At 38.2% G+C, this 14,358-nt stretch carries 9 protein-coding genes; all 9 read left to right on the forward strand.

Annotated elements, in window-relative coordinates:
• Positions 1–232: 232 nt before the first annotated feature.
• The 9 genes from EDC37_RS11260 (at position 233) to EDC37_RS11300 (ending at position 14,355) form a co-directional block, all read left to right on the forward strand.
• On the forward strand, positions 233–2,128 hold the full coding sequence (locus EDC37_RS11260; RefSeq protein ID WP_132551397.1) for a fructose-1,6-bisphosphatase: 1,896 nt from the start codon (positions 233–235) through the stop codon (positions 2,126–2,128).
• Between the two features lie 152 nt (positions 2,129–2,280).
• Complete coding sequence (locus EDC37_RS11265; protein ID WP_132551399.1) at positions 2,281–3,270, forward strand: Gfo/Idh/MocA family protein; 990 nt, start codon at positions 2,281–2,283, stop codon at positions 3,268–3,270.
• Positions 3,271–3,545: 275 nt separating this feature from the next.
• Complete coding sequence (locus EDC37_RS11270; protein ID WP_243642189.1) at positions 3,546–4,469, forward strand: NAD-dependent epimerase/dehydratase family protein; 924 nt, start codon at positions 3,546–3,548, stop codon at positions 4,467–4,469.
• 27 nt (positions 4,470–4,496) lie between these two features.
• Positions 4,497–6,629, forward strand: coding sequence for an NAD-dependent epimerase/dehydratase family protein (locus tag EDC37_RS11275; RefSeq protein ID WP_132551403.1), 2,133 nt, complete (start codon positions 4,497–4,499; stop codon positions 6,627–6,629).
• A gap of 1 nt (position 6,630) precedes the next feature.
• On the forward strand, positions 6,631–7,554 hold the full coding sequence (locus EDC37_RS11280; RefSeq protein WP_132551405.1) for a hypothetical protein: 924 nt from the start codon (positions 6,631–6,633) through the stop codon (positions 7,552–7,554).
• Positions 7,547–9,382 carry a DUF2194 domain-containing protein gene (locus EDC37_RS11285; protein WP_132551407.1) on the forward strand — a complete coding sequence of 612 codons (1,836 nt, stop codon included), beginning with the start codon at positions 7,547–7,549 and terminating at the stop codon, positions 9,380–9,382. Before EDC37_RS11280 ends, EDC37_RS11285 begins: the two co-directional genes overlap by 8 nt.
• Before the next feature lie 4 nt (positions 9,383–9,386).
• Positions 9,387–10,814, forward strand: coding sequence for a GT4 family glycosyltransferase PelF (pelF, locus tag EDC37_RS11290; protein ID WP_132551409.1), 1,428 nt, complete (start codon positions 9,387–9,389; stop codon positions 10,812–10,814).
• A gap of 45 nt (positions 10,815–10,859) precedes the next feature.
• The gene (gene pelG / locus EDC37_RS11295; protein ID WP_132551411.1) at positions 10,860–12,341 is read left to right on the forward strand and encodes an exopolysaccharide Pel transporter PelG; all 1,482 of its coding nucleotides are present in this window, start codon (positions 10,860–10,862) and stop codon (positions 12,339–12,341) included.
• On the forward strand, positions 12,319–14,355 hold the full coding sequence (locus tag EDC37_RS11300; protein ID WP_132551413.1) for a coiled-coil domain-containing protein: 2,037 nt from the start codon (positions 12,319–12,321) through the stop codon (positions 14,353–14,355). The genes pelG and EDC37_RS11300 overlap by 23 nt, the downstream gene beginning before the upstream one ends.
• Positions 14,356–14,358: the final 3 nt, after the last annotated feature.

Raw genomic sequence — 14,358 nt, forward strand, 5'->3', positions numbered from 1 at the left:
TGGGTCGCACGGAAATCTACGCCTGTGGAGAGAGTGTAAGTCGCTGCAGTTCCTCGGAATTGCAGTGCGGTTCTCGTAGAATCAGGAAGCTCCCGCCTCTTTAGGCGAGGGTACGTTCACCGGCTATAAATATTTACATCTTCCTTCCAAGATGGTATGTTTAATAATGTACTTACAGATTTAACCTAATATTAATAACGAAGTAATACAACTACGTAAAAGGAGAAGAATAATGATTGCGCAGGAACAATGGTACAAATATTTGCAGTTATTGTCGGAAAAATATCCCAGCCGCCAATCTGTTTATGCTGAACTTATACATCTAAATGGAGTTTTGAGTCTGCCAAAGCCGACTGAGCATTTTATGAGTGATCTGCACGGTGAATATGAATCGTTTTTCCATATTTTAAATAACTGTTCAGGAGTAATAAAAGAAAAAGTCGACAAAGTATTTACAGAAAAAATGTCTGCGGAAGAAAAGGCTGACTTTTGCACGCTTATATATTATCCAACGGAAAAATTATCGGCATTGAAAAAGAAAAACTTGCTTTCGCCTGAATATTATAAGAAGACTATTTTGAATCTTCTCGATTTAGCAAAATTTATGTCATATAAATATCAACCGCGGGAAATCACCAACGCCATTCCCAAAGGCTATGGGACGATCATTGACGAACTTTTGCGTGGCCGCCCTGATGCCGATTACGTGCCACGTGTGTATCGGCAGAAAATGCTCGACACCCTCATCAGTATTGGCAGTGGCCGGGACTTTATTTTTGCTTTCACTGTACTGATAAAAAGACTGGCCGTAGCACGCCTCCATATCGTTGGTGATTTTTTCGATCGTGGTAAACGGCCTGATGCCATTTTGGACATGCTGATGCATCATCATAGTATAGATATCCAATGGGGAAACCATGACGTGCTTTGGATGGGTGCCGCCTGCGGCAACGAAACCTGTATCGCGGAAGTGGTACGCATAACCTTGAAGTACAATAATGTTGAGGTTCTCGAAAGGGGATACGCTATAAGCGTCCGCCCGCTTTTCTTGTTTGCCGCCAAAATGTACCCAAGCGACAAACCAAACGAAGCCGCCCAAAAAGCAATTGCAGTCATCTTATTTAAAACAGAAGCACAGCTAATTAAAAGAAATCCTGATTTTGCTATGCAGTCACGCATTTTGCTTGATAAAATTGATTATGCCGAAAAATGTTTCCTTTGGGATGGCAAAAAATATGCATTAAGAACAACTTATTTCCCGACAATAGACCCCCAAGACCCCTTCCAACTAACTGATGAGGAATGCGCGATCATCAAGGAACTGCGTTCCTCCTTTATGGAAAGCGCACAATTGCAGCACCATATACAATTTCTCTACCAAAAGGGCAGCTTATATAAATGTTATAACGGTAACCTATTATTTCACGGTTGTGTACCCGTTGATGAAAAGGGTAATTTCCGGCCGATCCATTTTGAAGGGAAAAATTACAGCGGCAGAGCATACCTTGATTATGTAGAACAAAAAATACGGCAAGCCTATTTTGGTGAAAAAGACCCATTCACGATTGACTTCATGTGGTATTTATGGTGCGGCATCAATTCACCTGTAGCGGGACGGGAAATGAAAACCTTTGAACGCACCTTTGTAAAAGACAAAAAGTTATGGGAAGAACCTACTGATGCCTATTTCCGTTATTATGACCAGCCTTGGTTCTGTGAACAGGTCTTACAGGAATTTGGTCTTGACCCCAATCACGGGCATATAATCAACGGTCATGTACCCATAAAGGTTAAAGACGGAGAAACGCCGATAAAAGCAGGTGGCAAAGCCATTGTCATCGATGGTGGTTTTTGCAGGGCATACCACAACAAAACCGGTATTGCCGGTTTCACGCTTGTGTCTAATTCGCGTGGGCTCAGACTGATAGAACACCGTGATTTCACCAACGTCAAGGCTGCCATTATGGACAATAAGGATATTGAATCCGTATCCAAATCAGTAGAAGTGCAAAGCTACCAAACAACAATAGCTGATACCGAAGATGGTGAAAAAATCCAAGAACAGATAAACGACCTATACCACCTAATGCTGCTTTATAAAAACGGTATATTAAAACCATTAGAATAATAGCAATATTTGACTAGTTATTTTCCTGCATCTATATTAAAATAAAATTGAGAATGATGGTCATGAAGACAACATCTAATATGTTTTCTTTCTGATATAGTATTTTTTGAATATAAGGGATTGTATTGTTTATGTAAATCAGGAGGAATACAATGAAAAACGTGAACTGGTCAATTTTAGGAACAGGTGTAGTAGCTAACGAAATGGCTGTCGCATTGAAAAACGCGGGAAGAAAAGTTTATGCTGTTGGTAACCGTACACATGCCAAGGCAGTGGCTTTCGCTGAAAAATACGGCATAGAAAAAGTTTATGCTGACTATCATGATATGTTTCATGATGATAATGTGGATGTCATCTATATAACAACGCCGCACAATACCCACATTAACTTCTTACGTGAAGCACTTGCCGCCGGAAAACATGTTCTTTGTGAGAAATCCATTACACTGAATTCAGCCGAGCTGCGTGAAGCCGTAACCTTAGCCAAACAAAACAATGTCTTGCTCGGTGAAGCCATGACTATTTACCATATGCCGCTTTACAAAAAATTGACCCAAATGTACCAAGCCGGAAAATTTGGGAAAGTAAATCTCCTGCAACTCAATTTTGGCAGCTTTAAAAAGTATGATATGGCCAACAGGTTTTTCAATAAAAATTTAGCTGGTGGTGCCATGTTGGATATAGGCGTATATGCCCTTTCCCTAGCGAGAATTTTTTGGACATCAAAACCAGAAAACATTTTATCACAGGTAACTTACGCCCCGACAGGTGTAGACGAAAAAGCAGGCTTGCTCATGACTAATAAAGAGGGCGAAATAACAAATATTTCTCTGTCTTTACATTCCAAACAACCCAAACGGGCAGTTATCTCCTGCGAAAAATGCTATATAGAAATAATGGAATATCCACGCGCCTGTGAAGCTGTCATTGTCAATGCCGCATCTGGTGAAAAAACTGTGCTTAAAGAAGGCGAAATCTGCCGTGCTCTGCAATATGAAATGGAGGACATGGAATCTGCCATCGCGGGTGACATAAAAGTATTGCATCTCACTGACACTATTGACGTCATGGAAATAATGTCCAAAATACGCAATGAATGGCAATTGTATTACCCGGAAGAAGCAGATAAAGGCATATTGTAAATATACTATAATCTTTAAAAATATACCATAAGCTTATTTTATATTGTAATATTGCTATCAAATTTTAAATAGTGTATAATTGCCCTTGGTCACTCAAAAAGAGAAATTATACACATATTATAATCATGCACATATTACAATTAAACATATAATATGAAAATATTATGGAGGGTGGATGGGATGCAATAAGTATTTATACGCGTATATATAGTCTTATTGTATCCTATTCCATCATTGCTCTTTATTTAGAATTAATCAAAAGGAGATTTTCGATAGTGAAAAAAATTTTGGTGACAGGCGGCGCAGGTTTTATTGGTTCGCATTTAGTCCCGCATCTTCTAGAAAAAGATTACAACGTTACTGTTTTAGATAATCTAAGTAACGGTAAAAAAGAAAACATCCCCGCGGCAGCAGACTTTGCAGCTATGGATATCTGCAGTGAAGATGTAGGTAAACTTATGCAGGACAAAAAATTTGATGCAGTGATCCATTTAGCAGGCCAAACCGCTGTTTCCACTTCTGTAAAAGATCCCGCCATGGATGAGCAGCTTAATATCGGGGGAATAATAAACATTTTAAATAATGCCTGCCATACTGGCGTAAAACGCATAATATTTTCTTCTACAGCCGCTTCTTATGGGGACAATCCCCATCTTCCTTTACAAGAAAAAGAACCTGTCATGCCCTTATCCTTTTATGGTTTAAGTAAAGTAACTGCCGAAAAATACATCAAATTATTCCACAGTTACTATGACCTTGATTATGTAATATTCCGTTTTGCCAATGTTTACGGCGAACGCCAAGGCGATGGCGGTGAAGGCGGCGTAATAAGCATCTTTGCCAAACAAATTGCCCAAGACGAGAAAATAACTGTTTTTGGTGATGGCAAGCAGACCAGGGATTTTGTCTACGCAGGTGATATAGCTGCCGGTCTAGTACGTGCGCTTGAAACCAATAACGTAAATAACACATACAATTTAAGTACATGTACACAAACCAGTTTAAGTGAACTCATAACTTTATTTAGTAATATTGCCCATAAAAAAATAGCCACAGAATATACCAAGGAACGTTCCGGTGATATCTATCATTCAATGCTAGATAACAGCAAAGCAATAAAAAATTTGGCGTGGCATCCACATACCTCATTAGAACTTGGTCTGGCACGAACTTTCAATTATTTTAAAAACAAAGCATAAAACAATAACCAGAAACGGAGGTAACAAATGAATATTTTAATAGTCGGCGGTTGTGGTTTTCTGGGCAGCAATTTAGCGGAAAAATTCCATAAGGAAGGCCACACAATCCACATAATAGACGACCGACCAGATGCAGAAAAGACAAAATTTACATTTAAAACACATATTATGCAATGCAGTGCAAACGATGAAAAATGCAAGGCATTTTTTGAGTTATACAATTTTGATGTTGTTGTTTACGCAGTCTGCGCTCCAGATGGTGCTTATCAACAAAATTTTAGCGGTTTAGTAAACATTTTGGAATTATCTTATAAATACAAGCTAAAGAAAATTATTGTGCTGACAGATACCCCAGACAGCATGATGGTAAAATGCCACAATGAATACAAATTTTTCTGCCAGCAGCAGGAAGTTTATTGTAAAAACTGGGCAGATGAATTTCAGCTACCAGTTACATTAATAAAATTAGCAAATATATATGGCCCTAAAATGACAATTAGCAATTATCAATCTGTTATCCCCAAGCTTTTTAAATCATCCTCCTTTGCCGAAGGAAAACAGCCCGCGGAAGACTTATTGAAATACCGTCCGCAAAATTATATTTATGTAAATGACATGGCAGAAGCAGTAAATAAGGCCATTCTAGTAGATAAATTACCATTTATACTGACGCTGGAAAATGTTACTAAGGTAACAGCAGTGGCACTCCAAAAAATGGTCACCGCTATTGTCAAGGGTGATAAATATACACAGGGAGCCGATGATTTTATCCCTGCTGACAAAGATGCTGCCACTTCATGTGAAAACATTTTAAATTGGCAGCCAAGGTACAGTTTACCTGAAGGCTTGCGCATGACCTGGAAATGGTACCAGTCCTTGCAGCAAAGTTCTCCGCCCCAAAAAATTATCGCCAATACTAAAAAAGTATTGACCGGCTTTTTACCATATATAGAAAATATAATTTTATTTGCCATAACAGCATTTATATCAATCAGAATTGATACCAGCAATAATTTCGAATCAATGGCTGGCCTTGATTGCAGCCAAATATATATATTGATAATGGGTCTAGTTTATAATAAAAAACAATCTATTATTGCAGCATTCCTCTCAATGCTGCTGTTTTTAGTCCAGCTCCGGCTTAATGGTGTCGATCCCATATCAGTATTTTACGATATGACTTATACAGTACATTTAATAGCATATTTATCAATGGCAGTAATCACTGGTTATATAACGGATAACCATAACTTCCAACTGCAAAGTTTAACGGATAAACTGCGTAGAATAAATGACAAGCAAAAATTCTTAAAAAAATCATATGATGAAACATTACGGTTAAAAAATAAATTTTATAAACAGATTATTAACTCCAGAGACAGTATCGGCTGGCTGTATAATTCCATAAATAAATTATATAGCATTGAAAGCGAAAAAATTTACTCTGCGGCTATAGATGTAATAACCGAATTGATGGAAACAGATAATGCCGTTATCGCCGTTGTCAATAAAACAACCGCAGGAAATGATGTTTTCCTACGGCTAAAGATCAAAAAAGGAAAGAAAGTTGCCGCATTACCAGTTTCCGTTAAAGTATCAGAACACGAATACTTGGATAAAGTCGTAAATAAAAAAGAAACCTTTGTCAATAAACAATTCATCAAAGGTGCTCCTGACATGGCAGTTCCTGTAATCGTCGGAGATAAAGTGATTGCAGTTATTGGTATTTATGATGTTCCTTTTGAATATTTCTCCCTGCATTACGAAAAAATGATGCGTATTATAAGCATGATGATGGCAGAAGCGTTGCACAGGGCACAACAATACGAAAAGGACACACATGATAAAAACTACGTTGCCGGTACTGACATATTAAAAGAAAAAGCATTTAAGCAAATAGAAGAAATTCTAAAGCAGCGTGGTACCGATAGTTATTGTAAATTTAAAGTAGACGAAGTAGAAGGCATAGCACTAAACAATTTAAGAGCTATAGGCCAAACGGCTCCATATCTGCAAAACGCAGCACGCGCCCAGGATCATATTGGTATTACAGGAGAAAATGTCTATATTTTATTGGAAGAATTACCGCTTGCTATGATAGATACAATCCAAAAAAGATTTTTAAGGAAAAATATAAAATTATCCTTGGCGGAGAATTAGAATGGTAGAATACATCGTAATAATTTTATTAACAATACATTTGGCAATAACGGCAGTTATCTTTGGGTCTTTATTACCTGGAAAAAGTAAGCAAGAAGCTGTCTGTAAAAGTCTTGTCGTTCTTTTTATACCTATATTTGGCATTTTATACTATTGTGCTGACTTATTGCTGACAAACAGACTGCCGAAGAAAAATTCTGTTAATGCATATGATTTTACCCTTCAGCAAACAACAGACACTTCGTCCAAAAACATGGATATGATTGACTATGATGAAGATACCATACCAATAAGAGATGTAATCACCATAGACGGCATATCCGGTAAAAGGAATATATTAATTAATACAATCCGGCAAAATCTCTTGACTGACTATGATACATTAGTTGATGCCATGCATGATAAAGACAGGGAAATATCCCATTATGCAGTTTCTGTTATCACCCATAAGGTGGATACTCTGGAAGCTGCGATGTTTAGCCTGAAAAAAAGGATCTATGACAAAGACGGAAGAATAATCGCGTCAGTTGATGTTCTGAAAAAATATGAAACACTTTTGCATGACTATATTAAAGTTTGTTCGATGGATGAAGTTTCACGTCAAGCACTAATAAACCAATATGAAGCTATACTAAACAAAATATTAACGATGGCACAGGAACCTGTTTATTTTGAAAAAGCTATCACCGTAAAAATACAGCAGAAGGATTTTGATGGGGCAAAAGCTTGCTGCGCATTATATGAAAAAACATATCCGCGCTCAGAAAGACCGTATATATTTTCTATAAAACTATATGCCAGCGTAAAAGAGAGAACACAGCTAACTGAAAAATTGGAAAAGCTCAAAGCACTGCCATCCATTCTTTCCAATGAAGCTCTACAACTTATACGATATTGGGATATAGGAGATAAAAAACATGTATAAGAAAAATCTACTGTTAGCTGTTTTGCTCATTTTTATAGTGGGACTCTTTTTTCAAGCTAATCGTGTAAATGCCTTACTACATTTATTTAAAGATAAAAATACCTCTACAGAACTAGCAGCGCCTATGAGCGAACCAACTGAGGCACAATCCATCAAAAAAGACCGTTTTTTGATAGTTTATGATGACCAAGATGTTTATTCCACATTTTTAAAACACAAAGTACAAGACCAATTGGAAACCTACATGAAAAAAAAGGCGGATGTCATAACTGTACGTAATACTGATTCTTTCAATGCAGATGAAGGTTACAGTGCCGTGTTATGGGCAACAACCTATTTTGACAATGAAGCTTTATGGAATGAGGCAAAACAATACGCCACTAATGGCGGTACACTGGAAGTACTGATGGCCGGTGGACTTGAGGACACTCCTTCCGTCCATAAATTTCTAGGGATACAAAACATAAATGGTTCTACAACTACAACCGGTATTGATGTATCAAGCAATTTACTGCTCGGTGCCAAAGGTTTCAAAATGGGCAAGGGCGATGATATAAGCTATGGTACTTACGCCCTCGATTGTGAACTTGATCCGTCTGCTAACGTTTATCTAAGAAGCTCTGCTGAGGAATTGCCTCTTGCTTGGGAAAAAGATCAAGGCGCAGGAAAAGTAATCGTTTATAATGGTACGGAAATATACACTAAAAGAAATTCCGGCATACTAACAGCACTACTATCACAAAGCCACAGTGATTTTCTTTTCCCCGTATGCGCGACTAAAACAGAATTTATTGATGACTTTCCTGCACCTGTACCAGAAGGTGATTTCAGTAAAATTTATGACGAATACGGCATGACGACAAATGAATTTTACGCGCGGATCTGGTGGCCTTATATGCTGAAAACAGCCAAAAACTATGACTTGAAATATACAGGTCTCGTAATCGAAACATACAATGACCGTACTAGCGGTGATTTTTATGTCAATGATGATGTTGCCCGGCGTGATTTTATAAAATACGGCAGAGAATTATTAAACAGCGGTGGTGAACTTGGCATCCATGGCTACAATCATCAAGCCTTAGTAGGAAAAGGCTACGGTGTAAAAGAATTTTTGGGTTACGAAGAATGGCCTAACCAGTCAAACATGGAGGATTCCTTACGGGAATTAAAACGCTATATTGAAGATGCTTTCCCAGGTTACCAAATACATGTTTATGTACCACCTTCCAATGTTTTAAGTCCTGAAGGAAAAGCGGCCATAAAAAATGTTTTCCCTACATTAGAAGCATATTCGTCACTGTATAGCGGCGGCGATGAAGCAGAAAAAGCATATATTCAGGATTTCAAACGCAATGATAATGGCACATATGAATTTCCACGCATAACATCAGGTTACGACCCTAATGATGACATGTATTTTGACATGATAAATGGCGTAAATACTTTTGGTATCTTCAGCCATTTTGTCCATCCTGATGAACTTTTCTACGAAGAAGAAATCAATAATACCTTTGGCTCAATGGAAAAAACATTTACTCAATATGTAAAATACGTTAAAGAACATTATCCATGGTTGCGTTCAGAAACGTTAAGCAACACTCTGCCCTATTTCAGTGATTATCTCGACATGGATTATCGGTATACGCAGACAGGCAACACACTTTCCATATATACCTGGAACTACGAACATGAACCATCCTATATACTACGGTCTGTCAAAAATGTAAAACATTTCGAAGGCTGTGAAGTAACAAAAATACAGGATGATGCATATTATATAAAAATAAAAAACAGTAAAGCAACTATTGTTTTTGATGGGGAATAAAAGAATGAAAATTTGTATTTTGGCAGAAGGCAGCTATCCATATGTGGTAGGTGGTGTATCCTCCTGGATCCACATGTTGGTCCAGGGGATGCCAGAGCACCAGTTTATAATTTATTCTGTAGGTGCAGAAAGGAAAGACAAGGGCAAGTTCAAATATACATTTCCTGACAATATCATCAAAATACAGGAAGTCTTTCTGGATGACATACTAAATCTACAACCGCCGACTAAGATAAGGGCCAAGCTGACAGCAAAACAAAAGGAATCATTAGCTGAGCTTTTAAGCGGAACGGCTAAATTTGACTTTAACATGCTGTTAACCATGTTCCGGCAAGTAAAAAAACAATACACTTTTATCGAAATATTTATGTGCCCTGATTTCTACGACGTGGTCATGCAGGTCTATAAAAAGAACTTTCCTTATCTGTCCTTTACCGATTATTTTTGGACTATCCGTTCCATGCTCCTGCCTTTATTCTATCTCTTACAAGAAGATTATCCCAAAGCCGACCTGTATCACAGCGTTGCCGCTGGCTATTGCGGTGTCATTGGTGCTATGGCCTCTTTAATAGAAAAGAAGCCATTTCTCCTGACAGAACATGGCATCTACTCACGCGAGCGGGAAGAAGAAATTTTAAAATGCAGCTGGGCAGAGGGTGATTTTAAAAAAGTCTGGATCAAATATTTTTACGCATTATCTTACCTTTCTTATGAATATGCTGATGTAGTGACAACCCTGTCTGCCAATAATAGACAAGTTGAGCTTGAGCTTGGCTGCGCTGCACAGAAAATAAAAATTATTCCTAACGGTGTCAAAATTGAACAGTTCGCTAAAATCACTTCCGACTATAATAACGCCACCCATCCCTTTACGATTGGTGCGGTACTTCGTATAGTTCCGATAAAAGATATCATCACCATGCTGCGCAGTTTTTATATTTTGCAGCAAAGCATCCCCGACGCTCGTTTACTCATCATGGGAAATTACGAAGAAGACCCCGAATATTTTATCTCCTGCAAAAACCTGGTAAAGGCACTTAACCTACACAACGTTGAATTTACAGGTGCTATTGATATTTTGACACGTCTTAATGAAGTAGATGTATTGGCCTTGTCCAGTATAAGTGAAGGTCTTCCTTTAGCCGTTTTAGAAGGCATGGCAGCGAAAAAACCATTTGTCTCAACCGATGTAGGCTGCTGTAGAGAACTTTTATACGGGAACCACGATGATGACTTAGGTAAAGCGGGAATGATCGTTGCCGTTATGGATTTTCAGGCCATGGCCAAGAGCTTTTTACGCTTGGCCAAAGATCCATCCCTGCGCTACCATATGGGCGAGATTGGCTATGAACGAGTAAAAAGATACTATATGTATGAAGATTTCATAACACGCTTTAAAAATCTGTATGGCAATTATAACAATAGAAGATAACTTACTGTCAGACAGTGCCATTATCGAAAAAAAGGAGAAAAAAAGTTGGCTGGAATTGGTTTTGAACTAAAGCGATTATTTGCGGACAAAAGCGTATACGGTTACAGTAAGGCTTTTTCTTACACAGTCATGGTCACACTGGGTCCTTTCATATTGATGGTGTTCATGACATTATCTATACAAGCTATGCTGATAATGTTTGAAAAGCCTTTTGCCCTATCCGAACTATATGTAGTTTCTGTAATATATCCATTTATATTTTCCCATATATTGTCCAGTGGGTTCAGCATGCTTGCTACTCGCTATATATCTGACAAACTATACATGAAAAAATATATTGATATACTTCCCTCTATGTACGGCATGCTAGCTATAGTGTGTGTTTGCGCAGCTATTCCGGGAATAATATTTTTCTATCTTGCGCATATAAATTTACCATTAAAAATAATTACATTTATATTTTTCATGCAAATGATGGTCTTATGGATAACTGGTGTATATTTAAGCACCTTGAAAGATTTTGCCAAAATAGTGCGCTGTTATCTCACTGGCGTCATCATCGCTATTCTGCTCTGCGCTATTGCCTTATATGCAGGTGTACCAGACACAGAAACGGTCTTCACGATGCTGCTTAACATGAATATCGGCATACTAATAATAAATATACTGCTCCTGTTTGAAATAAAAAAAGTATTTAATCTTTCAAGTAAAAATTATTTTGGCTTTCTGCCTTATTTTGATAAATATAGCAGTTTATTCGTCACAAATTTTACTGTCACGTTGGGTTTATACATTCCAAACATAATCATTTGGTTCAGTACGCTACAGACTGTGGTAGCAGATACTTATATTTATGCTCCTATGTACGACACTGTCACTTTTTTCGCTTTCATCTCCTCAATGGCCGTTATGGTAATGTTTGTCGTCATAACAGAAACAAATTTTTATACAAAATACTCCCGTTATTTCACCTATATAACAAACCACGGCAATGCCTCAGATATTGAAAACGCGAAAAAAGAAATGATAAATACCATGTGGATGGAGCTGCGTAATATCTTCGAGTTCCAACTCGTTATTACACTACTCTTCATCGTTATCGGCGGTTATGTACTGCCTATTTTAGGCTTGGATTATGAATCCATATCTATTTATCAGGTTCTGGCAACTGCCACATATGCCTGTGCCCTTATGCAGATAACCGTAATCCTCTTGATTTACTTTGAAGACAGGCATGGTGCCATGATGGTAGGATTATCATTTTTAGGCAGCAATGCATTGCTAAATCTTCTCAGTTTAAAATTGGGCAGTTCTATTTTCGGCACAGGTTTTCTTTTAAGTGCGTTTATAGCTCTATTAATAGCTCTATTCAGATTAGATGCTTATATAAAAAATATTGATTACTACGTCTTTTGTAAAAGGCCAATTTATTATCAACCTGACAGAGGCATATTTACAAAGATATATGAAAAAATTATTTTTTCTAGAATGGAGGATGATGTTGTTGAACATTTACAAAAAAAATAATATAAAATCTATTGCTAAGAAAAAAAACACATCTTTACCTGCATATCGTAATATAAAATCAGTATTGCTCTATGCAGCTGTACCCTTGAGCCTATTTTGTTCAATAAGCAGTGCGTCTGCCGCCAGTAACCCTGGTGCTGTCCAAGTAAATGGCGAAAGTGAAGATACCGTCGCGAATATCAAAGATGAAGCAAAAACCATAACAGAAAGAAAAATGAATAAAGCGGCCCTTGTCACACTGCAAAACTATCTGATGCAGACAGAAAATAATATAGCGGCAACGCAGGCATCCCTGAATGCCAATACCACCAACTTAACCAAGGCAAAAACAGACTTGGCAGGAATCGACCAAAAACTGCAGGTTGCTAAAAGCAAGGAAGAAACAGCTAAAAATACTTTCTGGGAAGCGTATACAAGAGCCCTACCGGCAGCACAGGAAGCAGACAGCCTACAAGGCAGTATTGCCCATTACCAAGCCGTCTACGAACAAGCAGTAAACTACGAAGCTTCTGTCGACAGTGCCTCTGGCAATACTTCTTCCGGAGGCAGCGCAGCACCCTCCAGTAACCTTTCACCTGCTGAAATCGAAGCTAAACTGCAAGAATACAATTATGACGAAAATAAATTGTCACAAATAAACAGCCAACTGTCCGGAACTGATGAAGAAGCAGCCGATGACAGCGGTGATGCAGGTGACTATGACAACTCCGCTCTACAGGCGCAGGCAGAATCGCAAGTAGATAGCGCAGAAGCACGTCTTGATGACGCCCAAAACCGCATGGATGAGTTGCAGGATATAATCTCTGCCAGCGATGATGCAAAAGCAGACTGGGATGATGCCCACAATGATACGGCAGAATTGCAAAAAGATGAAGATGAACAAAAAAAATACCTGTCAGACCTTGATAACGACCAAAAAGACTTACAGTCAGACCTCAACGACTATAACAAGGATAAGGAAGATATCACCTCAGATATAAACGATACCAAAAAGATGCTCAATCCCTACCAGGATTATAAAACGCTGCAGAGTACAAACGAATATTATAACTGGCGAGATAAAAATGGCAACAAGGGTAACCAATTTATCAGCCAGTTAGATTACAGCCAGGCAAAAGGCAAATTTGAATTTGGCATTAATACAGGCATATTTAAATCCAATAATAAAGGCAATGATAACGGCAGTGCCAGTGGTCTTTTAGATACAGGCCTGCATCTTGGCGTGCGCAATATTACAGAAAAAGACCAAGTCACTTATAACCTGGATGTAAATGTACCTACAGGGAAAAATAATGTGCATGATACCACTGCGATGTCAACCGACCTGGTACCGTATGACACCTTTGGTGAAGGCTGGCAATTTAAACCATCAATCCAAGCTAAGCATATGATAAATGATATTGACTATGTACTTTATGGTGGCGGCGTAAATTTCAATGGAAGCTATACCTATAATGATACAAATGTAAATCCCGGCACTGAGCTTACCGGTAATATAGGCTGGTTGCACGCGGCCCCTACAGAGCAATTTTCTTCCCAAGTAGTCTTTACTAAACCAACCAAAAGCCAGGATGGAGACCTTTCCTACAAAGAGGGGAACAGCGTTGAATGGCGAAATACGTACAATAAACAATTGGACCAAAATTATAAATGGCCTTCTTATGTTTGGCTCGGTTACAGCGGAAAAACCAAATATGACAATGCTGCAGAAATTGGTGGCAGCCAGACCCGCGTCTTTTACGGTACAGGTATTGAGAAAAAACTTTCCGATGAAGAAAACTTGCGTTTGATGTTCCACGGTATGCACAGCATAGGTGATGATTATGATCCAGTAACCCAGCTGTCATTTACCGGTAGAAATAAATATGCCGTCAGACTGTCCTATGATAAAGCTTTTGATGATATGGACAGCTATTCTATCTCACTTGAAGATTTCTATATGGAAGATACTGGCAACAGTTCAAATTCGTACAGAGGTACAGACATCATGTTTAATTACACTAGAAGCTTTTAGGAG

The sequence above is a fragment of the Pectinatus cerevisiiphilus genome, from assembly GCF_004341685.1.
Taxonomy (GTDB): domain Bacteria; phylum Bacillota; class Negativicutes; order Selenomonadales; family Selenomonadaceae; genus Pectinatus; species Pectinatus cerevisiiphilus.

Excerpts from the sequence above, each read along its gene's own strand:
- EDC37_RS11260 (WP_132551397.1), top strand. The coding sequence starts at position 233 with ATGATTGCGCAGGAACAATGGTACAAATATTTGCAGTTATTGTCGGAA.
- EDC37_RS11265 (WP_132551399.1), top strand. The coding sequence starts at position 2,281 with ATGAAAAACGTGAACTGGTCAATTTTAGGAACAGGTGTAGTAGCTAAC.
- EDC37_RS11280 (WP_132551405.1), top strand. The coding sequence starts at position 6,631 with ATGGTAGAATACATCGTAATAATTTTATTAACAATACATTTGGCAATA.
- EDC37_RS11285 (WP_132551407.1), top strand. The coding sequence starts at position 7,547 with ATGTATAAGAAAAATCTACTGTTAGCTGTTTTGCTCATTTTTATAGTG.
- pelF (WP_132551409.1), top strand. The coding sequence starts at position 9,387 with ATGAAAATTTGTATTTTGGCAGAAGGCAGCTATCCATATGTGGTAGGT.
- EDC37_RS11275 (WP_132551403.1), top strand. The coding sequence starts at position 4,497 with ATGAATATTTTAATAGTCGGCGGTTGTGGTTTTCTGGGCAGCAATTTA.